We start from the raw sequence: 24,175 nt of genomic DNA on the forward strand, positions 1-24,175 counted from the left end.
TTTTGGAGAGGGGGCCGGGGGGTGAGGTTCCACGGGAGGCGAGCTTATCATTGCGCTCCACGAAGCCCTCGCCTGCCGACCTTTGCCGCCTCATACAGCCACTTTCCATGCCCACCGCCCACCGCCCCATTGCCCCGGCCGACTTGTCGCCGCCCGATTTTTACCAGTATATGATTGGGGCCATCGCGCCGCGGCCCATCGCGTTTGCCAGCACGGTTTCGGCCGAGGGCAAGGTGAATCTGAGCCCGTACAGCTTCTTCAACGTGATGAGCATGAACCCGCCCATCCTGGTGTTTTCGGCTACCAGCCGGGGGCGCGACAACTCCGAAAAAGACACGCTGCTCAACGTGCGCGAGGTGCCCGAGGTAGTTATCAACATATGCGACTACGCTCTGGTAGAGCAGCTTTCGCTGGCCAGTGCCGAGTACCCCACGGGCGTGAATGAGTTTGCCAAAGCCGGCCTCACCGAAGCCGCCGCTACCCAGGTGCGCCCGCCTCGCGTGGCCGAGTGCCCAGTGGCCTTCGAGTGCGTGGTCGAGCAGATAATCGCCCTCGGCGACGCGCCTGGCCACGGCAACCTGATAGTGTGCCGCGTGGTGCAAGCGCACGTGCGCGAGGATATTTTGCTGGACGGCCGCCCCGGCATCGACCCGCTCAAGTTCGAGGCCGTGTCGCGGCTGGGCGGCGACTGGTACAGCCGCCTCACCCCCGAAAACCTCTTCAAAGTAGGCCGCCCCAACCAGCGATTGGGCATCGGCTTCGACGAGCTGCCGGCGCACATCCGGCACAGCGACGTGCTCACCGGCAACCACCTCGCCAAGCTCGCCAACGTGGAGCGCGCCGCCCTGCCCACGCCCGCCCAAATCGAAGAAATCAAAGCCGAGCCGATGGTGGCGTACCTCCTCAACAAGCACCGCGCCGATGCCACCGAGCAGGCGCGGCAGCTGACGCTGCTGGCCCGGCAGTGGCTCGATGAAAACCGCGTGGCCGAGGCGTGGCGCGTATTGCTGGTGGGGGTATGAGTTAGTATCCACCAACGTTGCTTGCAGCCAGCGAAAATATATCTTTACACTTATGGCTCGTTCAACTAATTACGTTTATGCTACTATGCATTCGCCAGTTACCTCTGCCGCTTTTCCTCCTTTTGTGCGCGGGCTTTGCTAAAGGCCAAAGTCAGCATCCTTTTCGTAAAATCTACTCGCTGGAAAAGCCTGACGGCACAGTCTACATCGTGGCTGAAAATCATGGTTCCATGCCTTTCACCGCAACTATCAAAGCCAAGCTGACCAATATGAGCAGCAACGTCGCCCTGCCAGTGCGACTGACAGTACTCCCTGGTGAGAAGACATTTGTGCTCGCCACCTTTAAGCCTACCGGCACGGGCACTCCGACGTGGCACTATACCTCCCGCTTGCTAGACGGTATTTACACAGGGCATCTACCTGATACCAGCTATGTTTACCAACTACCCTATCGCCTGCCTGCTCCTACGCCTGCACCAACCAGAGTCAGCATGGCGAATGAGGCGAATTATTTTTTATACGCGTTAAAGCTGCCGGATAAAACCCCTATCTGTGCTGCCAGAGCTGGCACTATAGTAGCTATAAAGCAGCAGGAAAAGAATTTTAGAATTACAAATGGCAATCTAATATTCGTGCAGCATGACGATGGCAGCTATTTCTCTTACGAAAACATAAGCAAAAACAGTGTCGTTGGGCAGGTCGGCCGGCAAGTAGCGCCGGGGGACACTATTGGCTATTTTGGAGGAAATAAACAAAATCCTGTTTTCTGGTTCGGAGTGTTTTATCCCGGCGATTCACTTACAATGACCGTTCCGGCTAAATTTCAAATCGGCAAACAAATTATTCGCCCTCAAATAGGGACAATATCCAGCCGCACAATTCGGTAAGTATTCTCATGAATGTATTATGGAGTAGACGTAACTTGATTTGCTCAACCAAAGGCCTCCCGGCTAAGCTTGCAGTAGCAGGCTCAGCCGGGAGGCCTTTGGTTGGGTTACGCATTATTTATTAGACTTGTTCCTGGATTAAAAGCCTTGTAAGCGTTTGTCATGCTGAACGCGGGGAAGCATCTCTACCGCTTCCTCCGCACCGTTCAATGAAGCGTTAGAGATGCTTCACTGCGTTCAGCATGACCCGTTTTTCGTTTTTTCTAATTCAGGAACAAGTCTATTTACTTCACCATAAAGGCTACTTCCGTCTTGCCCCACAGCAGCGCCACCTTGCCGCTCTTATCGGCCGTGATGGTGAACTGCTCAACGGGCGTGGCCACGGTTTTAGGCTTCACTTTTACGCGCAGCACGTCGTCGGCTGCTTTATACTCGTAGGAGCCCCACTGCTTGGCGGTTTTGTTGAAGATGATGGTCCACTCGGTGGCGCCGGGGATGGTGAAGAGGCCGTAGGTGCCGGCGGGCAGCGTTTGGCCCTCAATTTTCACGTCCTTGCTCACCGTGAAGGTGGTGGCCTCATTGGCCCCCGTGCGCCACACCTCGCCCACGGGCGCGAGCGGCGACTTTTCGCCGTACACGGCGCGGCCTTTCAGCGAGGGGCGGCTGTAGTCGATGGTAACGTCGGTGCCGCGCACGGTGGTTTTCACCACGGCCGGCGGGCTCGGGCGCTTGGATTTGTCTTCGGGTTTTTTAACCTGGGCGGGTTCCGCCATCGTGGTTTGGGCCTGCGCCTGGGCAGTGTGGGCGCTGAACGCCAGGGCGGTGCCGGCTACGGCGGCTACGAGGAGGGAGGATGAGAAAAAACGCATTTCTGAAAAGAAGTGAGGTGTAGGCAGCAAAGCTAAAAGCCCGGCAATTAGTTTGGCGGCGGGCCTAGTGCCGCACAGGGCCCAGCAGTTTCCGCACAAGTGTTGGAGCCGCTGACACAAGGGTTGGGAACGCTGACACAGGAATTGGGAGGGCTGACACGAGGGTTTGGAACGCTGACGCAGGACTTGGGAACGCTGCACAGGACTTGGGAGCCTTGACGCGGGACTTGGGAACGCTGACGCGAGGCCTGGGACGCTGCACAAGAGTTGGGAGCCTTGATGCAGGGCTCTGGAACGTTGGCACGAGGCTTGGGAACGGTAGCGCAGCCATGCCCCAACCAGCCGCGTTACGAGCCGGGCTTACTGCGGCTTGTGCGCGTCGCGCCGGATGGCGTACACCAACTCATCAATCAATTCCCCGTCCTTCACCAGCACCTTTTCAAAGCGGCCTTCCAGCACGAAGCCGTTCTTTTCGAGCACGCGCTGCGACCCTAGGTTGGTGCCGAAGGGACGGGCAAACACGCGGTCGATGTCGTAGGTCTGAAACGCAAACGCCACGGCCTGCCCAATGGCGGCGCTGATGATGCCCTGCCCCCAGAAGGGCTCGGCCAGCCAGTAGCCCAGCTCCGCGTTGCGCCGGTGAATGTCGTCTTGCGGGTGAATGCCGATGCCGCCCACGGCCTGCCCGCCCACCTCGATGGCGAAGATGTGCACGGGGTCGCCCTGCGTGGCAAAGGCGATAAAGCCCCGGCCGGCCGCCTCGGAATAGGGAAACGGAAACTTGTCCGTCATATTCTTCGCCACGTTCCAGTTGTTGGCGTGCTTGACCAGGTTAGCCAGGTCGGTAATGGCCCAGGGCCGGAGCTTGAATTCTTTTTTCATACTGGCATATAAATCGGAGTATGAAAGGTATCAGCGAAGCAGCTTGGTAGCAAAGCGGCAGCTAAACAATCTCAGTAGCTTTGAGAATTTTAGCACGATACCACCCACAATAATAGTAGCCGCCAAATCTTTTATATGTACGATAGCTACCGCCGCTCCAGCGTGAGGCTAAGCAAAATGGTAGCCGCCGCACCTAGCCAGGCCGTTTGAATAGATAAATCACCCTTTCTATTACCAAGGCGAAAAACAGACCATTTAGCGCAAGACCAGTAAAAAACGTTTTCTCACTAGAGGAAAAAAACTTCAAAAATAAGGTGTGCGTAGGAAAGCGAAGAATATAAAATATTTTTGAAAGTACATCAATAAGGATATTACTTTCAGGAATACCTTCGTCTTCTGCCAACGCTACAACAAAAGAAACAACAAGCAGCACTCCGATTACCGCTGTTAAGAGTAAGAATAACTTCACATTGAAATTTTTCATTTACAGCTGTTTTTTTTACGAAGTAACATACAGTGCTGCAAGTTTCAGCGGTCAGACTATCATTGGTACGGTACCAGTTAGTATAAACTCACCCTACTCACCGCGCCGCCCGGATGGCCTGCTCCAGCAGCGGGTCGTCGCCGGGGCGGCCTTCGCAGGCTTCGCGGAAGAGGTCGGGCACGAAGTCTTCGCGGGGCTGGCCGTTTACTTGCAGAAGCTGCTCTTCACCCAAGTCGATTTTGGCGTTGCTGAGGGCCAGGCGCTCGTTGAATAGGCCACCCAGCAGGTCGGCCAGGCCCGAGCCGGCGGTGCGAAAGCCCAGCGCGTGGAAGCCCACCAGCAGGCCCTCGCCCATGCTGCCGGTCCAGTGGCCGCCGAGCACCACCACCCGGCCGGGGTAGTACGGCGCCAGGGGCAGCACGTACTCCACAAACTTGCGGGGCACGCCGTATTGGCGCTCCTCGCTGGGCACCACGTGCACCTGGTAGGGCTGCTCGCGCCGCACAAAGTGCCCCATGATGCCCCGCGCCACGGTGGTGTTGCCGCGCAGGCGTAGCGCCTCCCCCCCCGGCCCCCTCTCCGAAAAGGAGAGGGGGAGCCTGACGACTTCCTAACGATTGCAAACGTCCGCATACAGTCGGCTCCCCCTCTCCTTTTCGGAGAGGGGGCCGGGGGGTGAGGCGCCACGTCGGGGCGCGGTAGCGGGCGCACAGGTCGGCGCTGGTGGGCACTATGTTGTAGTCCTGGGCATCGAGCGGGCCCACGAGGAAGTGCGGGTCGGCAAAATTGTGCGCCACCAGTTGCAGCACCTCGCGGAAAACTTCCTTGCTCGCCGCCGCCTTGGCCTGCGGCTCGAAATACGCCAGAATGGCCTCGCCGTCGATGCCGGGCCGCGTGAGGTAGGCGTAGTGCAGGCGCAGCAGCTCGGTAAACTCCGCCCAGGCCGCCGGGGCATCGAACGGGGCGCGGGCCGGCCGGACCCGCGCCGGGTGGACGGGCACCGGGCTGGCCCCGGCCGCTAGCCCGCCGCCCGCCAGCAACCCCAGGCTGCCCGTAGCGGCTAGGGCCGCCAAGTGGCGCAGGAAGCGGGGAAGGCGGGCGCGTGGCGGGGAGGTGGGCATGGGGCCGAAGGTAGCGCAGCGAATCAGGCTGACATGCTAACCTCTATAACCTGTGCCTTTTCGTCTAGCTTGAAATTTATTGCAAAGAAATATTTCTTGTACAATATCATAATCATCCGTCAACTTTTCCATGTATTCAGATTTATCTTTCACCTTAAGATAGGCCTCTTTTTGTCTCACAAAGCATAGCATCGAGCCTAATGCACCTTGTCCATAAATACTATAATCTGAATACAAGCACCCGAAACAATTTTTCAAGGCATACCTTCCATTGAATTGACTCTGAATATCCTCAAAAATGGATTCAAAATAACCACCTTCACTTTTGAATGATTCGTCAAAAATTTGAAATGATAAATATATTTTTTCAAATTCTAGTCCACCACCAAGATGAATTGGCCTTTTATCACCAAGCACGTACTCAATATTCATATTCACAACAATCTCTTCTTGGATTACCGAATTAATTATAAATTGCGGGATAATAACATTGAATGTGCAATTGCAAATTTCTTCAACAAAATTATCCGTGCCTAATATTTCTGTCTGAGACAGTGTAAATCTTTCAAGTTGCTGAACAGAATGCAACTGCTTATCAATAATTGCTAATGCATCAAATTCCGAACCTTCAAACTCTACCGCTCCAATCTTTGTCGATAATTTTTCAAAAGTATTATGAATAATAATATCGACAACCCCAAAAGCGTCTTTGTATGTCCCAACATAACTTACGGAATGTTCCATAGCAAATCATTATTAGAGCAATTAACTCTACCTCATTATTTTGGCTAACGCTAGCCCGCCGCCCGCCAGCAACCCTAGGCTGCCCGTAGCGGCTAGGGCCGCCAGGTGGCGGAGGAAACGGGGCAGGCGGGCGCGTGGCGGAGAAGTAGTCAAGTTATAGTGAATTTTTACTCTTTTCGTCAATTACCTTACATCTTCATTCTGTATGCCCCATAAATTCCGTACTGCGCACGACAAGTATTCAAATTCTTTTTATCAAACTTAGTATAAACAAATTTATTTTTTGCATAAAATTCACGTACCATTCTCTGATACTCTTTTTTATTTTTGTTATCAAATAGGTAATCAAAAAAACTCCAGCAACCATTTTCTTTTATTACGTCAAACTGAATATGCGTAACAGTAAAGGCTGGAAACTCAGCTATTTCTTCCAATGCAAAATAACATACTTCCCCTACGTTAAGTTTACCTTTCTTGCAACTGTCATATACGTTTGTTGGGGTTGTATCAGTTAGATTGTTTATTAGCGACGGAATCGCAGACTTTCCTCGCTTTATTATTTTCCAATAAGCTTCAGCCTTACAATCCAGCGAAGTAGTATTCATTTTTTGTAAAAGAATAGCTAAACTATCTCTTTGCATCAATTTCTTATCTGCGATATGAGGCACAGATTTAACACCGATATTAGGATTTGTTTGAGCTAGGCTCTTGTCTCTAAAACCTAAGAACAATGCTACTAAAAAGACAATCAGGGTATTTCTCATCATTATAGAATGCTCAAAAGTTGCGTTACCGCTACTTATTACCCTAGCGATATTGGGTATTATACCACCTCTGGCATAACGCTCGCAAGTTATACGCTATAGCCTGACACCCAACCCCCACCCATCCCGCCCCCCATCGTAAATTTGCGCTTGCTTAACGGCTAACTCCCGTTCGCCTGCTGTATGAAACAAGAACTAGACCTGGCCCTCGCCCCCGAGGTAGCCTACGACGAGCTGGCCCGCTACGAGGCCATTCTGGCCGCCGCCGGCCTGCGCCCCGGCGAAGCCGACTTTGTGCACATCCGCAAGCGCTCGCTCGATGCGCGGGGCCGCCGGCCGCTCATCCGCCTGCGGGCCGACGTGTACGACCGGGCCACGCCCGCCCCCGCCCGCGAGCTGCTGGGGCCGTGGTTTGAGTACCCCGACGTGCGGCAGGCCCGGCGGCGGGTGCTCATCGTGGGGGCCGGGCCGGCGGGGCTGTTTGCAGCGCTGCGCTGCATCGAGTTGGGCATCCGGCCCATCGTGCTGGAGCGCGGCAAGGACGTGCGCACCCGCCGCCGCGACCTGGCCGCCCTCAACAAGGAGCACCTCGTGCACCCCGACTCCAACTACTGCTTTGGCGAGGGCGGCGCGGGCACCTACTCCGATGGCAAGCTCTACACCCGCGCCACCAAGCGCGGCGACGTGGGCCGCATCTTGCGGCGGCTGGTGCAGCACGGCGCCACCCCCGATATCCTGGTCGATGCCCACCCCCACATCGGCACCAACAAGCTGCCCGCCGTGGTGCAGAGCCTGCGCGACGCCATCATCGAAGCCGGCGGCGAGGTGCGGTTTGAGACGCGGGTCGAGGATTTAATCTTAGAAAACAACCACTTGCGCGGCGTGGTCACGCACACCGGCGAGGCCCTGGAGGCCGAGGCCACCGTGCTGGCCACCGGTCACTCGGCCCGCGACATCTACGAGTTGCTGCACCGGCGCGGGGTGGCCATCGAGGCCAAGCCGTTTGCGCTGGGCGTGCGCGTTGAGCACCCGCAGGCGCTCATCGACCGGGCGCAGTACGGGCGGCCCGAGCGCGGCCTGCTGCCGGCCGCCAGCTACGCGCTGGTCGAGCAAACCAAGGTGCGCGACGCCCAGCGCGGGGTGTTTTCGTTTTGCATGTGCCCGGGCGGCTTCATCGTGCCGGCGGCCACCGCGCCCGGCGAGGTGGTGGTGAACGGCATGAGCCCCAGCCGCCGCGACTCGCGCTTTGCCAACTCGGGCATCGTGGCGGCCGTGGAGCTGGCCGACATGGACGTGGCCCGCCACGGCGTGCTGGCCGGCTTGCGCTTGCAGCAGGAAATAGAGCAGCGCGCCTGCCGCCTGGCCGGCAACACCCAGCTGGCCCCCGCCCAGCGCCTGGGCGACTTCCTGCAAAAGAAGCTCTCCCCCAGCCTCCTCGAAACCAGCTACCAGCCCGGCCTGGTGAGCGTGGAAATGGACGCCGTGCTCGGCCCCGCCCTCAGCGAGCGGCTGCGGCAGGGCTTCCGCGCCTTCGGCCGCAAAATCCCCGACTTTGCCACCAACGCCGCCCAGATTGTGGGCGTCGAGAGCCGCACCTCGTCGCCCGTCCGCATCCCGCGCGACAACGACACCCTGCGCCACCCAGTAGTGGCCGGCCTCTTCCCCTGCGGCGAAGGTGCGGGCTACGCGGGCGGCATCGTGAGCGCGGCGATGGATGGTGAGAGGGTAGCGGAGGCGCTGGCTGTATCCGTAGGACACTAGAACGCGTTTACCATTCCGGCTGTCATGCTGACGAAGGAAGCATCTTGTCAGGTTGGGAAGCCTTGTTTCTGAATGAAGCAAAACGCAAAAACGAGTGTCAAGCTTATTGACTAGCCGTTCCAATCTGACAAGATGCTTCCTTCGTCAGCATGACAAACGATTTTTAGCTTTAATGAAATGAAAACTTTAGTATTAGGGGCCACCGACAACCCCAGCCGCTACGCCTACCGCGCCGTGCATTCGCTCAAGAACCACGGCCACGAAGTAGTGCCCGTGGGCATCCGCCGGGGCCAGGTGGCTGGCCTCGACATCCGCCTCGACCGCCCGCAGGAAGCCGGCATCGACACCGTGACGCTGTACGTGGGTCCGCAAAACCAGCCCGGCTGGTACGACTACATTCTGAGCCTCAAGCCGCGGCGCATCATCTTCAACCCCGGCACCGAAAACCCCGAGTTGGAGCAAAAAGCCCAGGCGGCTGGTATTCAGACCGAAGAGGCCTGCACGCTGGTGATGTTGAGCGTGGGCCAGTACGATAAGTAGTTTTTCGCTTGTTTATTAAGCGTAAAACGCCACCTGCCAACCTGGTCGGGTGGCGTTTTTGCGTTTACTACTGCGTCAAATTAAGCACGACGCTTAATTGCTTAATCAAAAAATATCCCTGGCTTGATATAGCAGTCTGCCAGGAAAACGTGTAGCTTTGGCGGGGCTGATACTGCCTCATTTTTTGCTTCGCGTATGAATAATACTTTACTAATCAAGCATAAAAATAGTATTCACCGTTTGGCTTTAGCCGTGCTGCTGTTGATGAGCCTTGCCCGCCCAGCGCAGGCGCAAACCCGGTTTGTGACGCACGACGACAGCAACCAGGTGCCGCGCGGCCGCAGCAAGTCGGGCAACGTGCTGGTGAACGACGACAACCCTGCCAACCTGGCCAATAGCGCCTTTGGCGTGGTGCTGGTGACGCCGCCCATACACGGCACGCTGCTGCTTTTCAACCCCGACGGCAGCTACACCTACAGCCCCAGCGCGGGCTACACCGGCCCCGACAGCTTCACGTACCGGGTTTGCCAGCCGCAGAGCTCCGGCAATTGCTCCAACGTGTCGACGGTGGCGCTCAACGTCTACGACCCCAACCAGGCCTGCACCCAGGGCACCGGCCCCAATTTGCTGCAAAACCCCAGCTTCACGGCTGGCAATATGGGCTTTACGTCGGGCTACACCTACGTACCCACGCCGACCTCCAACCCCAGCCTGTACGCCGAGGGCACCTACGCCATCGGCAACAACGCCCTCACCTACCATCCCAACTTCGCGGGCAACGGGCGCACCGGGCCGGGCGACAATTTTATGATGATAAACGGGGCCGCCGCGCTGCAAGCCGTGTATGCCCAGACCGTTACCGTTTTTCCGAACCGCTTCTACACCATTTCGGTGTACGGCGTGAGCCTGCACCCCGACAGCCCGGCGCAGCTCGGGCTGGTGGTGGATGGCAAGTCGACTTCGGTGGTCACGACGCTACCCTCCACGGTAAACCAATACGTGAAGCTCGAAGACCTGTATTTCTCGGGGGCCGGGCCGGCCGCCGGGTGGCCGGTTACGATTGAGATTCGCAATATCAATAAGGAGCCCTCGGGCAACGACTTCGGCATTGACGACGTGTACTTTGGCTCGTGCAGCACCGACCTCTTGGCCGATACCAAAGCCAACCCGGCGCTGCCCAGCGTGGCCGGTCCCACGGCCATTTTGCCCCTGAGCGCTACCCTGAGCGTGGGGGCCAACTCGGGCGTGCAGGCGGCATCGTTTACCATCACGAGCCTGCCGGCTACCGGCGTGCTCATCTATAATGGCGTGCCCGTGACGGTGGGCCAGTCCATTCCGGTGTCGGCGGCGGGTAGCCTGAATAGCGGCGGCTCGCTCACCTACAGCCCGTTGGGTAGCTGCGCCACGGCCACGTTTACCTACACGGCCACGGATAATACGGGGCAGGTTTCGACCAATACCGCCACCTACACCATCCCCGTTACGGGGCCGAAGGTGGCCGTTATTCGCGGGCAGGCGGGGCCGTTTTGCGCGGGCGCGCAGGTGCAGCTCACGGCCGGGCCGCAGCTGGGCTACTCCTACACCTGGTACAATGGCACCACGATAGTGAACGGCGCGGGCAACGTACTCAACGACAGCATTTACGTAGCCACGGCCTCGGGCACTTACACGGTGCAGGTGGCCAGCACGGGCGCGCAGGCGGCGGGCTGCGCGGCTACCTCGCAGGCATTCACGCTCACTATCCAGCCGCTGGTAACGGCCGGCACCATTGGGGCCGACCAAACCATTTGCGCGGGCACCACGCCCGCCCCGCTTACCAGCCCCACCGGCGCGGGCGGCGGCACGGGCACCTACGACTACCAGTGGGAAAGCTCAACCAACAATTCGACCTGGACGGCCGTGGCCGGGGCCACGGCGGCCACCTACGCGCCGGGCGCGCTCACGGCCACTACCTACTTCCGGCGCAAGGTGCAGTCGGGCACCTGTCCGGCGGTTTATTCTAATGTCGTCACCATCACGATGCAGCCGGTACTGGCCAGCAGCGTCACGCTGGCTACGCCGGCCGCGCAGTGCCTGGGCTCCAGCCTCACCTTCACGCCCGTGCCCGTGAATGTAGGCACCGCGCCCACCTACCGCTGGCTCGTCAATGGCGTAGCCGTGGCCGGGGCCACCGGCCCCACCTTCACCAGCAGCACCCTGGCCAATGGCGACCAGGTGCAGGTAGAGGTCACGCCCACCACCGGGCTGTGCAGCAGCGGCGTGGCCACGGCCACCGTGACGGTAGTGCTCACGACCTCGCCCGCGCCTACGCTCAGCATCGCGGCGCTGCCGGCCGGGCCGGTATGCGCGGGCACGGCGGTGGTGTACAGCATCAGCCAGTCGGCCAATACGGGCACGGGCGCGCAGTACCAGTGGCTGGTCGATGGCACGGCCGTGGCCTCGGCCACCGGCACTACCTTCACCAGCAGCACGCTGCGCAACGGCCAGGTAGTGAGCCTGGCCTTGAAAACCACTACCGCCTGCGGCCAGGCCGCCACGGCTACTTCTAACGCCGTAGCCGCCGCCATCAGCCCGGTGGTGACGGTGAGCGCCGGGCCAAACGTGACCATCTTCGAGGGCGGGCAGGTGGTGCTGCAAGGCAGCGCCAGCGGCGGCCCCGTGGCGTGGTCGCCCAGCACCAGCCTCACCTTTGGCAGCGACCCGCTGCGGCCCACGGCAGCGCCCACGGTTACGACTACCTACACGCTGTCGGCCGGCACGGGCGGCTGCGCCAGCACCAGCCAGGTGACGGTGACGGTGCTCGACGCGCTGCGCATCCCCAACGCCTTCACGCCCAACGGCGATGGCAACGACGACACCTGGCGCATCGACCGCATCGGCAATTTCAGCGACAACAAGGTTATCGTCTTCAACCGCTGGGGTAGCAAGATTTTTGAAACCAACCACTACCAACGCGGCAACGAGTGGGACGGCACCATCAAGGGCTCGCCCGCGCCCTTCGGCACTTACTACTACGTCATCACGCTGGGCAACGGCAAGTCGTATACCGGGCCGCTGACTATTCTGTATTAAAGCGGGTTACATCCAGCCCTTCAGCTACGCTGCGACCTAGGCTAGCCCCAGCGGGGCGATACGTCGGTAGTAATTGGGTAGTATGCTAGAAATCAAAGCCCCGTAGGGGCGACCCAATCAGTCGGAAGGGTCGCCCCTACGGGGCTTTGGTGCGCCAATACCAAGTTATTTTCTACCGACGGGCCGCCCCGCTGGGGCTGTATTACAGCCAAGGTCAGCAATTAGAATAAAGCCTCGGCCCGCCGGGGCTTTTTTGCTGAATTTTCGCCCGCCCCAGGCAACCCCTCCCCCACCGCCCGCATCTAGCGCCCCAAACAACGCCCAATCTGCCCTACTACTACCTTTCCTGCCGTGACCTCCGACGCCGACCTTATCGCTGCCTGCCTGCGGGGCGACCCGCGCGCCCAGCGCCAGCTCTACAACCAGTTTGCGGGCCTGATGCTGACCGTGTGCCGCCGCTACCTTAAGCGCCAGGAAGATGCCGAAGAGGCCCTGCTGCTGGGCTTTGCCAAGGTATTTCGGGCGCTGCCCACATTTCGGCTGGAGGGCAGCTTCGAGGGCTGGGTGCGGCGCATTATGGTGAACGAGGCCCTGATGGAGCTGCGCCGCCGCGAGCCGCTGCACTTGTCGTTTGAGGAGTTTGCGCAGCCCGAAAACCTGGCCAGCACCCCCGCCACCGCCGATACCCAGCTGCAAGCCGAGGAGCTCATGGCCCTGCTGCAAGAGCTGCCCACCGGCTACCGCACGGTCTTCAATCTGTATGCGTTGGAAGGCTATTCGCACCCCGAAATCGCGGAGGCGCTCGGCATTTCGGAGGGTACGAGCAAGTCGCAGCTCAGCAAGGCGCGGGCCATGCTGCAACGGCGGCTCAATGGCGGCGGCCGGGCGGCCGAGCGGGCGGCCGTGCCGATGTATAACTTTTAGACGTATCCTACTTATGCTTCCTTCCGATAATATCGACGACCTCTTTCGCCAGAAGCTCGACGGCCACGCCACGCCGCCCGCCCCCGACCTGTGGGCGCGCCTCGCGCTGCCCCCGGCCGCCGATGCCGACCCGGTAGACGCGGCCTTCCAGGACGGGCTGCGCGGCCACGCCACGCCGCCCCGGCGCGAGCTGTGGGAGCGCCTCGAAGACGAGCACCTGCGCCCGCAGCCGCGTCGGCGGCGGCCGGTGGTGGCCTGGTGGCAGCTTTCCGCTGCCGCCGTTTTGCTGTTTGTGCTGGTGGGCGGCGCGCTGTGGGGCGGCCTCTGGCGGGGGCCGGCTAGCGGCCCGGTAGCCAGCCACCACGGTGGCAATAACCCAGCCGCTGGTACCACAAGCGCCGGGCACGCAACCGCTGGCACCTCGGCTACGGAGGCTGTTACTGGTACCGCTCCGATGCCGGAGTCTGCTGGTAGCCAAGCCCAAAACCTGGCCACCAACCAGCCCGCTTTGACTGCTGCCGAAAAAAATAAAGAAATTTTCGCGCCCCAGGCAACCGCTCCCCGCCCTTCACCATCTAGCACCCCGATAGCCAGCACTACCCGGCCGCGCCGCCCCGCCACCGCGCCCCGCGCTAGTACCAGCCTTCAACCCCAACGCTCGCAGCCAGACGTGGCTACGGGCAACCTGGCCCGGCCCGGGGGGCGGAAAACCCCGGCCGGCCAGTCGCCTACCACTCCTCAACCCACCAGCCCCGTGCCCACCATCTCTGATAACAACGCGCCGGCCCTGGCCGTGGCAACGCCCCCGGCCGCCGCGCCCGAGGTTATCGAAGTAGAAGTGCGGCGCGGCGGCGGCCACCCCGCCCCCGCAGTGGTAGCGGTAGCCGCCGTAGAGGCCGCCCCCATGGCCCCCACCCGGCGGCGCGGCCTGCGCCTCGGCGGGCTGCTGCGCCAGGCCGACCGCCTGGTGCACGGCGAGTCGGTGAACCTGGCCGAAGCCACCAGCCTGCCCGAAAGCGTGACCCTGCAAGCCCGCCTCGGCGGCCGGGTAGTGTCGAAAACCATTCAGCTGTAGGGTAAGCTTCTGCTTGCCAGCCCCGATAACCTCAAGCTCTTTCCTGATTTTCCTGCCCCGGCGCGGAAGCTTTTTTCGCGCCGCTCCTCACCTCTTTGCCTTTTTTTCACTCATGAAACCTGTTCTTTTCGCCGCTGGTCTGCTGGCCTTTGCCACCGCCGCTACCACCGCCCAGGCCCGCACGCTGGCCCCCGCCGCGCCCACCGACACCATCGTGGTGCGCCTGCCCAATAAAGCCATTATGACGCTGGTGGTGCGCGATGCCAAGCAGCTGCGCGAGTTGCCCAAGTACCACCTCGACTCGCTGGTGGCCCGGCTCGACACCTACATTCAGCGGGCCGATGAGGCGGCTAAAACCGCCAAAACCGACCGCGTAACCCTCGAATTTTTCCCTAACCAGGACGCGCCCGGCCAGGGCCTGCCCGAGGAAGTGCGCATCACGACCCGCAAAAACCGCAGCAGCGGCGAGCGCACCAACCGCGTCGATGTGGCGCTGAGCAAGGTGTTTGGCTTGCAGGCCAAAATAGACGCAAACGGCACCAAAATGTACTCGACGGGCAACAACGAAACTCGCCGCGCCCGCCGCGACTCGCTGAATGAAGCAAACCGGGAACGCCAATCAACCCGCACTGACCTGATACTCGACCTGGGGCTGAACGCGCTGGCCAACCGGGGCAGCGGCGCACCCGAGCTGCGCACGCTGGGCTCGCGCTACGTCAATATCGGCCTGAACACGTTTGTGCGCCTGGGCGGCAAGAAGAGCCCGGCCTACGTCGTCTTCGGGCCCGAGTTTGCCTTCAACAACTACATGCTGGAGGGCAACAACAAGTGGGTGAACCTGAACGGCCAAACCAGCGTGGTGCCCGAAACCAACGGCCGCCAGTATCAGAAAACCAAGTTGGCGACCTCTACCTTCACCGTGCCGCTGATGGTGCAGTTTAAGTTTCGGGAGAAGGACGCCAGTACCGGCCACTCGCGGCGGGGCTTCACCATCGGGGCCGGGGGCTTTGTGGGCTACCGCCTGGGCAGCTGGACCAAACTCAAGTACTACGAAGAAGGCAACACCTACAAAGACAAAGACTACGGCCCGTACAACCTCACCGACTGGCAGTATGGCCTGCAAGGCGTGATTGGCTACCGCACGTTGCAGTTCTTCGCCAAGTACAACCTCAACGAGCTGTTCCGCGAGGGGCAGGGGCCGCAGGCCCAAACGGTGAGCTTCGGCCTACGGCTGCTGAAGTAGACTGTAACGCCAAGCTCCCGCTTGGCGAGCGAGCGTAGCGAGCTACCACGTTAGCAGACGTTTGCTGGCGTAGTTACTCGCTGCGCTCGTTCGCCAAGCGGGAGCTTGGCGTTACACTTCCCGAAAGAAATTATCGAGCAAAATCGCGGCCGACACGGCCACGTTCAGGCTTTCGGCCCGGCCGCCCGGCCCGTGCGGAATGTGCAGCCGCCGCGTGAGCTGCGCCGCCACGTCGGGGCTGAGGCCGTGCGACTCGCTGCCCATCACCAGCACGCCGGCCGGCTGCAGGCGCAGCTTGTGCACGTTGTCGCCTTCCAGGTCAGCGCCAAATACATTTACCTCCGCAGGCAGCTCGGCCAGCCAGGCGGCCAGGTCGCGGCCGGCCCACACGGGCACTCGGCCGAAGGCGCCCATGCTGGCGGCCACGGCTTTGGGGTTGAAGGGGTCGGCGCAGTTTGCACTTAAAACCAGTCCGGGCAGGCCGTACCAGTCGGCCAGCCGCCAGAGGGTGCCGAGGTTGCCGGGGTCGGCCACGTTGTCGAGGGCCAGCAGCAGGCGGGTGGCGGGCAGCGCGGGCGGCAGCGGCGGCACGGGCGGCTGGGCCACTACGGCCAGCGCGGCGGCGTTGGTCTGGAGGGTGCCGAGCTGGGTCAACTCATCTTCCGAAGCTAAGCTGAGCGGCACGGCCGCCGGCAGCAAGCGGCTGGCTGCCAGCTGCTCGGCAAAGGCGGGCGTGGCTACCACGTGCTCGATGCTGAGGCCCGAGGCCAGCAATTCTAGCACGCTTTTGGCTCCTTCAACCAGGAAGGCGGCGTGGCGTTGCCGATATTTGCGCTGATGCAGCGACCGAACGTATTTGGCGAGGGCTTTTGATACCATTGGAGAAAGTACGCAAACTTACGCTGGCCCCCGGCCTCAGCCTGCTGGCCGCGCTATTGTGGCTGGCAGTAGGCTGCTCGCCGCTGCGCCTGCTACGGCCCGAGCAGCGCCTGCTCACGAAGGTAGAGGTGGAAAGCGATGGCCTGAGCCCCGCCCAGCAAGAGCGTATGCTGACGCTGGTGCAGCAAAAGCCCAACCGCAACCTACCCATTCCGCGCCTAGCGGTGTACCAGTTCGGGCACTCGTTCTACGACTCGGCCCGCATCCGGCGCAAAATCGAGCGCATTCAAACCAAGTACGCGGCCAAAATCGCGGCTACCGCGCCCAGCGACTCGGCCAAGTTGGGCAAGCTCGCCGCCCAGCGCGAACGCCGCCTGGCGCGCAAGGCTACGGCCCTCGAAAAAGGGAACGCCATCATGCGCCTCGGCGAGCCGCCCGTCATCTACGACCCCGATTTGAGCCGGCGCACCGTCGACCAGCTCACGACCTACCTTCGCTCGCAGGGCTTTTTTCGGGCGCAGGTGGCTTACACCGACTCGGCCCGCTCGAAGCGCAGCCTCATCGATGGCGTGTTGCGCACCTTGCAGCTGCGCAACAAGCCCGTGCACGCCGTGCCGCTGCGCGACTCGGCCGGCCAGCGTTTGCACCGACGCGTCACGGTCACGTACTTGGTGCAGGAGGGGCCGGATTTTACGTTGAGCAAGCTCACGCGCCGCATTGCCGACTCGGCCGTGGCGCGGGTGGTGGCGCAGGCCCAGGGCGCTACCCTGTTGCGCGTGGGCGAGCCCTACAATGAGGACGTCATCGGCCAGGAGCGGCAGCGACTGGAGGTGCTGCTCAAGAATGCAGGCTACTACGACTTTCGGGCCCAGTTCATCACCTTCGAGGCCGATACCAGCTTCGAGAAAAAGCAGGTGCGGCTGGGCTTGCTCATTGCCAACCCCGAAAAGGGACCGCACCGCCGCTACCGCCTGCGCCGCGTGACCATGCTCGCCGATGCCGGCCAGGGCCAGGTGCTGCGCAGCCTCTCGGGCGACACCGCCCGCACCGCCCGGCAGCTGCGCCGGGCCGAGCGCCAGGCCGCCCGCGCCCCCGAGGCCGCCGATGCCGAAGGCACCAGCAGCCGCATCTCCACCGCCAACATGCCGGCCGGCGTGACGCCCGCCGCCGTGGCCGACTCGCTGGCCGCCCGCCGCCGCAACCGCCCGCGCCTGCCCCCGCGCGATACCGTGTACGTCGACTCGGTGGCCTTTGCCAGCCGGGGGCCGCTGGCTTACAACGCCCGCATCCTGGCCCGCCAGATAAGCCTGCGCCCCGGCCAGCGCTACGGCCTCGAGCGCACCCAGCGCACCACCCGCCTGCTGGGCGCGCTCGATATGTTTCGGTTTAATAACGTGACTTTTAGCAAGGTGGAGCCCGCCCGCCCGCCGCGCCCCGACTCGGCGCTGGTGGCCCCGCTGGCCGACTACTACCTCGATGCGCTCATCACGGCCTCGCCTAGCCCGCGCTTCGGTGAGACTACCGAAATCGGCGGCACCTACGTGGCCGAAAAGGCTGGCCCCTTCGGCAACCTGCGCCTGAAGTGGCGCAACCCCTTCCACGGGGCCGAAATCCTGGAGCTCAGCGGCCGGGTAGGCTTTGAGGGGCAGTACAACCGCCTCGGCGCGGCTGATGGCAGCAGTAATAGCACGCTCAACAGCGTGTACACGGTGCAGTACGGCCTCACGGCGGCTTTGCTGATTCCCAAGTTCGTGGTGCCATTCGGGGTGGGCAATTTTTTGCGCAGCTATCAGCCGCGCACCCGCATCTCGCTGTCGCAGACCTATACCTCCACGCCGTTTTATACGCGTAGCAACGCGGAGTTTACCTTCGACTACCTGTGGCAAACGTCGCCTTACCACCAGTTCGTTTTCACGCCCATCGACGCGGCGCTGGTCAAAACGCCGTTTATCCGGCAGGATTACCGCGACAGCCTCCAGGCCTACCGCCGCCGGGGAAGCCCGCTCTACCAGTCGTTTCGCTCTATCTACGAGCCTAGTTTCAGCTTTACGTCGGTTTATAACTCCAACGACCTCAACCAGACGCGCAATGCCCGCTACCTGCGCTTGTTTGTGGAAGTAGGCGGCCTCACCCGCAACCTGTACCGCACCAAAACCTGGTTCCGGGGCGACCGCGAGCCCCAGAACCAGCTCGAAACCTACGACTTTGCCAAGCTGGCCGTGGACTACCGGCGCTACTACCGCCTTTCGCCCCAAACCTACCTGGCCTGGCGCCTCAACGGCGGCGTGGCCCACGCCCTCACTCCCACGCCTACCATCGACAACCCCGGCGTGAGCGCTTATACTATTCCCTACGACAAGTATTTTTTCGTGGGGGGCTCCAACAGCGTGCGCGCCTGGCAGCCGCGCCGCCTGGGCACCGGCTCCTACGCTACGCAGTTTGCCAACGGCCAGCGCGACTACATCACGGAGCAGCCCGGCGAGCTGCTGTTAGAGGGCTCGGTAGAGTATCGCTTCCCGGTGTATTCCTTTATCAAAGGCGCGCTGTTTACCGATTTTGGCAACGTCTGGACTTTGCAGCCCGACCCGGCGCGGCCGGGGGCCGAGTTTCGGTTCAACACCTTTGCCCGGCAGTTTGCGGTGGGCTCGGGCCTGGGTATCCGGTTCGATTTCACGTTCCTGATTCTGCGCTTCGACATCGCCACCAAGGTCTACGACCCCACCAACCCCGACCCCTGGACCGTGAAAAACGCCCTGCGCCACACCCGCAACCAAACGGCGCTTAACGTGGGCATCGGCTACCCCTTCTAAAAAAGAAGCCCCGACCGCTCGTGCGGTCGGGGCTTCTTTTTTAGAAGCGCCACCAGCGCGGCTAGTCGGGTTGCAGCGGCTGCGCGGGCCCGGCCGGGGCGTCCGCTTTGGTGGCCTGCACGGGCGCGCCGTTCAGCGTCACGCGGTCGAAAACGACGGCGGGGTATTTGTTGGTAAACGTGGGCTTGGTTGAGGTCGCCGTCACGTTTTTGAAGACGATGTTGGAAACCTTGTCGGTGGGGTTGCCGGCCAGCATGGCCAGCTCGCGGCACTGCACGTTCACATTGGCAATGCGGATGTTGCGGATGGTGCCAAAGGGCTTTTCGGCGCTGCCGGCCATGTTGAAAAACTGCGTCCAGGGCGAAAGCGTGACCAGCGTGCCGCACTTGCCGGTGATGCCGTCGATAGTGATGTTTTCGTAGACCTGGTACGTGTCGGGGCGCATCTTGAAGAGTAGTACTGGCCGGTCGTTGTCCATCTTGCAGTTGCGCATAACGATGCGGTTGGCGTGGAGGCACTCGCTGCCGCACGTGAGGGCCGCGTGCACTTCACCAAAGGTGCAGTTTTCGATGAGCACGTCTTCGATGGGGCCGTTTTCGGGCAGCTTTTGGGCAGTTGGGCCTTTGCCGCCTTTGATGGCAATACCGTCGTCGTTGACCGAGATATAGCAGTTGCGAATCGTGACCTTGCGGCACACGTCGATGTCCACGCCGTCGGTGCTCGGGGCCTTCACCGGCCGGAAGGGCGAGCGGATGTCGCAACCCTCGATAAGCACGTTGTTGCACTGGTAAAGGTGCGTAGTCCAGAAGCCGGCATTACGCATTTTCACGTCCTTTATCGTCACGTTGTCGCAGCCCCAGATGAAGAGCAGGCGGGGCCGGTGCACCTCCAGGTTGGTGGCATACTTGCCGGCTTTCGACATTGAGTCGCGGTGCGCCCAGAAGCCTTTCCAAAACTTCAGCCCGTTGCCATCGATGATACCGGGGCCGCTGATGGCGAACCCATTGACCTTGGTGGCATTGACGAGCGCGGCGTAGTAGTCCAGCTTCTGCCCCTCCATCCGCGACGGAATCAGCGGGTAGTCGGCAATATTGTCGGAGCCCTTGAGCCGGGCCCCGGCCAGCAGCCGCAGCTGCGTCTTGGGCTTAAAGAACAGCGCCCCACTCAGAAACACGCCCCTGGGCACCACCACCGTGCCGCCCCCGGCCGCGCTGGCCTTGTCGATGGCCTGCTGAATGGCATTGGTGCTGAGGCGAGTGCTGTCGGTGCCAGCGCCGTAGCTGGTAATGACGTATTCTTTGGGCGGGGCGGCGTGGGCGACGGGTGGGGCACTGCGAAAGGCCACCGAAAAGGTGGCCAGCCCGGTGGCGAGTAGCGCGGCGAGAATTTTCATGGGTGGGGAACGTAGGTAAGCGGTGCGAAGAACCGGCTCCGCGTGCGCCCAACCCTACTGTAGTTACCTGTCATTGTGGCGAGCGAGTAGCACCAGGGGCGGGCTGCCGGCTTTTCGTCGGCTGTCCGCTCGTCGGGCGGCGAGTTTGATAATGACGAGCTACCTACCTCACGACGAGCGAACAGCCGGCGAAAAGCCGGCAGCCCGCCCCTACTCGCCCGGCTGATACGCCCGCTCCACGTGGCGGGCCACGTCCTCGGGGTAAAACCAGACGTCCTTAAACTGCCCTTGCGTGTAGAGCGGGGCCTGGTCGGTGAAGTGCGGCGAATCGGGGCGGCTGGCGCTGCCGCCCGTGGCCACCGAGCGCGCCACCACGCGGGGGCCAAACTCGACCACGGCCACGAAGCTGTTGCCCACGTTGCCGTAGCGGCGCTTGGTGCCGGGGTAGCTGTGCGCCCCAAAGGCCGCCAGGCTGCCCCACGCCGACGACGCGAACGCCACCGGCCGGCTGGGCTGCTTGTCGTCGTAGGTTTCGCGGATGCTGCCCGTCAGGCGCTGGTAGCGGTTGACCTCGCCCCAGGGCGTTTGCCACTTGCCAAAGTCGCGGGTGAGCTCGGCCAGGGTTTCGGTGAGGGCGGCTACTTTCTCCTCGGGCGTGGTGTGGGCAATGGTGTAGGCCGTGAGGCTGAGGTAGTCGAGCGGCTGGCCGGCGGGCACCCGGCCGCGCCCCAGCCGCAGGATGCGTTCGCCCCAGTAGATGGCCAGCGTCTGGGCCACCGAGGCCTGGGAGTAGCGCAAGTCCCAGTCGCGCAGGGTTTCGATGGCCTGCTGCATGTCCTGCGAAAAGGGGTCGCGGGGCGAGTCGGCCAGCAGCTGGTAGTCGTCGAGCAGGGCGGGCAGCAGCTTCTCGAAGCCGGCCAAGTACGAGTCGTTGGCCGCCGCGATGAGCGTGTCGAGGGTAAACGACTTCTTGCGGCTCAGCACCCGCACCGCGTTGATACCCCGGTAATTTTCGGCGTCGGGAGCCATGTAGGCGGGGTACTTCGCCTTATCCGGGCTACCCGCCGCGCCGGCCACGGTGAAGGGCGTGGAGTTGCAATTCTGGATAAAGCCGCTGGCCGGGTTTTTCACCTGCACCAGCTCGCTCACGGGGTGCAAACCCAGCCAAGCGGTGCTGTCGGAGCGGCCGGGCACGGGGCGGCTCCAGTCGTAGCCGGCCGGGCGGCGGGGCATAAAGTTGCCGTGCCAGTAGGCGATGGTGCCGTCTTTGTCGGCGTACACGGTGTTGTTGGAGGCGTTGCCTTCCAGCTCCAGCGTTTGCTGAAAGCTGGCGTAATCGGTGGCCTTGGTGCGCTGATACGACTGCTGCAAGGCGGCCACGGGGTTGTCCATCATCTTCACCGTCAGCCACTGCCCGCTGACCTCGCCCACCACCGGGCCGTGCTCGGTGCGGTAGGTAGCGAAGGTGCGGCGCAGCAGCTGGCCATCCTTTTTGTAGGCCAGAGTGATGTCGGCCGCCTGCACTGGCTTTTGCAGGCCATTGTACAAGTAAGTATAGCTGCCGTCGGGCTGCTTGGTGATGGTTTCGAGGTACTCGTCCATCGAGTCGGCCGACGAGCTGGTGTGCATCCAGCCGCAGTGCTCGTTAAAGCCCTGATAGATAAAGAACTGCCCCCACGTCACGGCCCCGTAGGCGTTCAGCCCGGCCTGGCTGGTCAGCTGCATTTCGGAGCGGAAGTAGAACGAGGTGTGCGGATTTATCAGCAGCAGCGCGTGCCCGCTCGCGCTCTTGGCGGGCGCAATGGCGAAGCCATTGGAGCCCACCGGCTCGCGCTCGGCTTGCTCAAAATTGGGCCGATGCCAGGCCCCCGATTTTTGCTGGCCATAAAATGCCTTGATTCTATCGACCGGCACCACGCTGACATTGCCCCCAATGCTGCCCTCGCTGAACAGCAACGGCAGCCACGGCTGAAACCGGCGCAGCAGCTTGGGCTGCACCGCCGGGTGGGTGGCTAGGTAGTAATTGGTGCCCGCCGCAAAGGCATCGAGCAGCTGCTTCATGGCGGGCGGACACTGCTGGTAGGCGGCCACGGCGCGGGTGCTGTCCAGGAAGAGCCGCTGGCGCAAATCGGCGTAGAGCGCGGTTTCGCCCTCGACCTCGGAGCGGCGGCCCAACACCTCGATGTAGTTGTCCTCGACCCGCGCAAAATCGTCTTCGCACTGCGCGTAGAGCGCGCCGAATACGGCGTCGGCATCGGTGGTACCGCTCACGTGGGCGATGCCCCAGGTATCGCGCACGATGCGGACTTGCTGAGCCTGCTGGTTCCAGCGCAGGATTTCGGCGGGGGTAAACGCCTGGGCGTGGGCAACGGAAACGGACGCAAGCAGAAAAACGGAAGACAGGATAGCGCGCATAGGCACGCAAAATACGCAGCGTAGCACCCTCGCTTCCCGCTCGCAGTGACCTAGCAGGCGGTATAGCTCACTTACACCTACTTGGTCAGCAGCATTTACTCAGCGAGTTGTTAATAGGCACAGCGCGGGCCTTACTTGCAGCGGTTTTTCGCCTTTCCTCTTCACTATGCGCTCCTTATCTACTTCTCTTTTCGCCCTTGGCACACTGCTCTCGCTTGGCTTGGCAGCGTGCAAGAAGGATGACACCACCGAGCGGCCGTTGGTTTTCACCACCGTGAGTACGCTGGCCGGCGCCGGCACCAATGGCTACACCGACGGGGCAGCCAGCACGGCGCAGTTTTCGGCCCCAGAAGGTCTTGCCGCCGATGCACAGGGCAACGTGTATGTGGCTGACTACGGCAACGGGCGCATTCGCAAAATCACCCCGGCCGGCACAGTTTCTACGCTAGCTGGCAATGGTAATGCCGGCCTGACCGATGGGCCCGGAGCAAGCGCCAGCTTCAAGGGCCCGGCCGATGTAGCTCTTGACAACCAGAACAATATCTACGTAGCCGATTTTGAGAATAACTGCGTGCGCAAAATCACCCCCGCCGGGGTAGTAAGCACCCTGGCGGGCACTGCCACGGCGGGCTTCGTTAATGGCTCGGCCACTGCTGCCCGCTTCGATAGACCTTATGGCTTGGCAGTAGACGCCCAGGGCAACGTATACGTGGCTGACTACGGCAACGCCTGCATTCGCAAAATAACCCCGAGCGGCGTAGTAAGCACGCTGGCCGGCACCGGGGCCCTGGGCTATGCCGACGGCCCCGGCAGCAGTGCCCAGTTTGTGGGGCCCAAAGCACTGGCCCTTGATGCGCAGGGCAACCTCTACGTGGCAGATTTTGCGGGCGAACGCATTCGCAAAGTCACGCCGGCCGGCGTCGTAAGCACGCTGGCCGGCACCGGCAAGTTCGGCTACACCGACGGCCCCGGCAGCAGTGCGCAGTTTTCCGGGGTTAGTGGCTTAGCCCTAGATGCTCAAGGCAACCTCTACGTGGCAGATACGGGCAATAACTGTATTCGCAAAGTCACGCCGGGCGGCGTAGTGAGCACGCTGGCCGGCACAACCAAAGCTGGCGGAGCAGATGGGCCAGTGGCCACCGCACAGTTCAACCTACCGTCTGACATCGCAGCTGGCAGCCAGGGCGTGCTTTACGTTACGGAGCTTTCCGAACGCATCCGCAAAATCACAACTCAGTAGCTAAGACGAGTTTATACTACCCAAGCGTAAGTAGCAGGCCGTCGCCGGGG

20 protein-coding genes are annotated in these 24,175 nt (G+C 61.7%); 11 read left to right on the plus strand and 9 right to left on the minus strand.

The genetic code is table 11. The annotated features are described in order from the left end of the window. Positions 1 to 107: 107 nt before the first annotated feature. Both VFO93_RS17130 and VFO93_RS17135 read left to right on the plus strand, forming a co-directional pair. On the plus strand, positions 108 to 1,022 hold the full coding sequence (locus VFO93_RS17130; RefSeq protein WP_325135598.1) for a flavin reductase family protein: 915 nt from the start codon (positions 108 to 110) through the stop codon (positions 1,020 to 1,022). 77 nt (positions 1,023 to 1,099) lie between these two features. Beyond that, positions 1,100 to 1,909 (plus strand): M23 family metallopeptidase, encoded by an 810-nt coding sequence (locus tag VFO93_RS17135; protein WP_325135599.1) that lies wholly within the window; start codon positions 1,100 to 1,102, stop codon positions 1,907 to 1,909. Positions 1,910 to 2,193: 284 nt separating this feature from the next. On the opposite strand, the gene VFO93_RS17140 is transcribed toward VFO93_RS17135, so the two are convergent. The 4 genes from VFO93_RS17140 to VFO93_RS17155 form a co-directional block, all read right to left on the minus strand. Next, positions 2,194 to 2,778 (minus strand): DUF2911 domain-containing protein, encoded by a 585-nt coding sequence (locus VFO93_RS17140; RefSeq protein ID WP_325135600.1) that lies wholly within the window; start codon positions 2,776 to 2,778, stop codon positions 2,194 to 2,196. Positions 2,779 to 3,138: 360 nt separating this feature from the next. Continuing rightward, complete coding sequence (locus tag VFO93_RS17145; protein ID WP_325135601.1) at positions 3,139 to 3,660, minus strand: GNAT family protein; 522 nt, start codon at positions 3,658 to 3,660, stop codon at positions 3,139 to 3,141. A 193-nt stretch (positions 3,661 to 3,853) separates the two neighbouring features. Further along, positions 3,854 to 4,144: a hypothetical protein gene (locus VFO93_RS17150; protein WP_325135602.1), complete on the minus strand. Its 291-nt coding sequence runs from the start codon at positions 4,142 to 4,144 to the stop codon at positions 3,854 to 3,856. A 97-nt stretch (positions 4,145 to 4,241) separates the two neighbouring features. Beyond that, on the minus strand, positions 4,242 to 4,676 hold the full coding sequence (locus VFO93_RS17155; RefSeq protein ID WP_325135603.1) for a hypothetical protein: 435 nt from the start codon (positions 4,674 to 4,676) through the stop codon (positions 4,242 to 4,244). Between the two features lie 256 nt (positions 4,677 to 4,932). On the opposite strand from VFO93_RS17155, the gene VFO93_RS17160 reads away from it, so the two are divergent. Then, positions 4,933 to 5,166, plus strand: a complete 234-nt coding sequence (locus VFO93_RS17160) for a hypothetical protein (protein ID WP_325135604.1) — start codon at positions 4,933 to 4,935, stop codon at positions 5,164 to 5,166. A gap of 135 nt (positions 5,167 to 5,301) precedes the next feature. Here the strand turns inward: VFO93_RS17160 and VFO93_RS17165 are convergent, their stop codons facing one another. Together VFO93_RS17165 and VFO93_RS17170 are read right to left on the minus strand one after the other, a co-directional pair. Further along, complete coding sequence (locus tag VFO93_RS17165) at positions 5,302 to 6,009, minus strand: DUF6304 family protein (protein ID WP_325135605.1); 708 nt, start codon at positions 6,007 to 6,009, stop codon at positions 5,302 to 5,304. A 188-nt stretch (positions 6,010 to 6,197) separates the two neighbouring features. Beyond that, positions 6,198 to 6,776, minus strand: coding sequence for a hypothetical protein (locus VFO93_RS17170; RefSeq protein WP_325135606.1), 579 nt, complete (start codon positions 6,774 to 6,776; stop codon positions 6,198 to 6,200). Between the two features lie 180 nt (positions 6,777 to 6,956). Here VFO93_RS17170 and VFO93_RS17175 point away from each other — a divergent pair, with 180 nt between their 5' ends. The 6 genes from VFO93_RS17175 (at position 6,957) to VFO93_RS17200 (ending at position 15,388) form a co-directional block, all read left to right on the plus strand. After that, positions 6,957 to 8,534 (plus strand): NAD(P)/FAD-dependent oxidoreductase, encoded by a 1,578-nt coding sequence (locus VFO93_RS17175; protein ID WP_325135607.1) that lies wholly within the window; start codon positions 6,957 to 6,959, stop codon positions 8,532 to 8,534. A gap of 177 nt (positions 8,535 to 8,711) precedes the next feature. Further along, positions 8,712 to 9,074: a CoA-binding protein gene (locus VFO93_RS17180; RefSeq protein ID WP_325135608.1), complete on the plus strand. Its 363-nt coding sequence runs from the start codon at positions 8,712 to 8,714 to the stop codon at positions 9,072 to 9,074. Between the two features lie 264 nt (positions 9,075 to 9,338). Beyond that, positions 9,339 to 12,146 (plus strand): gliding motility-associated C-terminal domain-containing protein, encoded by a 2,808-nt coding sequence (locus tag VFO93_RS17185; protein WP_325135609.1) that lies wholly within the window; start codon positions 9,339 to 9,341, stop codon positions 12,144 to 12,146. 351 nt (positions 12,147 to 12,497) lie between these two features. Further along, the gene (locus VFO93_RS17190; RefSeq protein ID WP_325135610.1) at positions 12,498 to 13,070 is read left to right on the plus strand and encodes a sigma-70 family RNA polymerase sigma factor; all 573 of its coding nucleotides are present in this window, start codon (positions 12,498 to 12,500) and stop codon (positions 13,068 to 13,070) included. 13 nt (positions 13,071 to 13,083) lie between these two features. Beyond that, on the plus strand, positions 13,084 to 14,145 hold the full coding sequence (locus tag VFO93_RS17195) for a hypothetical protein (RefSeq protein WP_325135611.1): 1,062 nt from the start codon (positions 13,084 to 13,086) through the stop codon (positions 14,143 to 14,145). A gap of 112 nt (positions 14,146 to 14,257) precedes the next feature. Continuing rightward, positions 14,258 to 15,388 carry an outer membrane beta-barrel protein gene (locus tag VFO93_RS17200; RefSeq protein WP_325135612.1) on the plus strand — a complete coding sequence of 377 codons (1,131 nt, stop codon included), beginning with the start codon at positions 14,258 to 14,260 and terminating at the stop codon, positions 15,386 to 15,388. 111 nt (positions 15,389 to 15,499) lie between these two features. Here the strand turns inward: VFO93_RS17200 and VFO93_RS17205 are convergent, their stop codons facing one another. Next, positions 15,500 to 16,267, minus strand: a complete 768-nt coding sequence (locus tag VFO93_RS17205; RefSeq protein ID WP_325135613.1) for an RNA methyltransferase — start codon at positions 16,265 to 16,267, stop codon at positions 15,500 to 15,502. On the opposite strand from VFO93_RS17205, the gene VFO93_RS17210 reads away from it, so the two are divergent. Beyond that, positions 16,267 to 19,077 (plus strand): BamA/TamA family outer membrane protein, encoded by a 2,811-nt coding sequence (locus VFO93_RS17210; RefSeq protein ID WP_325135614.1) that lies wholly within the window; start codon positions 16,267 to 16,269, stop codon positions 19,075 to 19,077. The genes VFO93_RS17205 and VFO93_RS17210 overlap by 1 nt on opposite strands. A 61-nt stretch (positions 19,078 to 19,138) precedes the next feature. On the opposite strand, the gene VFO93_RS17215 is transcribed toward VFO93_RS17210, so the two are convergent. Next, a complete protein-coding gene (locus VFO93_RS17215) occupies positions 19,139 to 20,470 on the minus strand; it encodes a glycoside hydrolase family 28 protein (protein ID WP_325135615.1) in 1,332 nt (443 codons plus the stop codon). A 210-nt stretch (positions 20,471 to 20,680) separates the two neighbouring features. Continuing rightward, positions 20,681 to 22,885: a penicillin acylase family protein gene (locus VFO93_RS17220; protein ID WP_325135616.1), complete on the minus strand. Its 2,205-nt coding sequence runs from the start codon at positions 22,883 to 22,885 to the stop codon at positions 20,681 to 20,683. Positions 22,886 to 23,051: 166 nt separating this feature from the next. Here VFO93_RS17220 and VFO93_RS17225 point away from each other — a divergent pair, with 166 nt between their 5' ends. Continuing rightward, positions 23,052 to 24,125 carry an NHL repeat-containing protein gene (locus VFO93_RS17225; RefSeq protein ID WP_325135617.1) on the plus strand — a complete coding sequence of 358 codons (1,074 nt, stop codon included), beginning with the start codon at positions 23,052 to 23,054 and terminating at the stop codon, positions 24,123 to 24,125. Positions 24,126 to 24,175 lie beyond the last annotated feature (50 nt).

The organism is Hymenobacter sp., assembly GCF_035709525.1.
In the GTDB taxonomy this organism is placed as follows: domain Bacteria; phylum Bacteroidota; class Bacteroidia; order Cytophagales; family Hymenobacteraceae; genus Hymenobacter.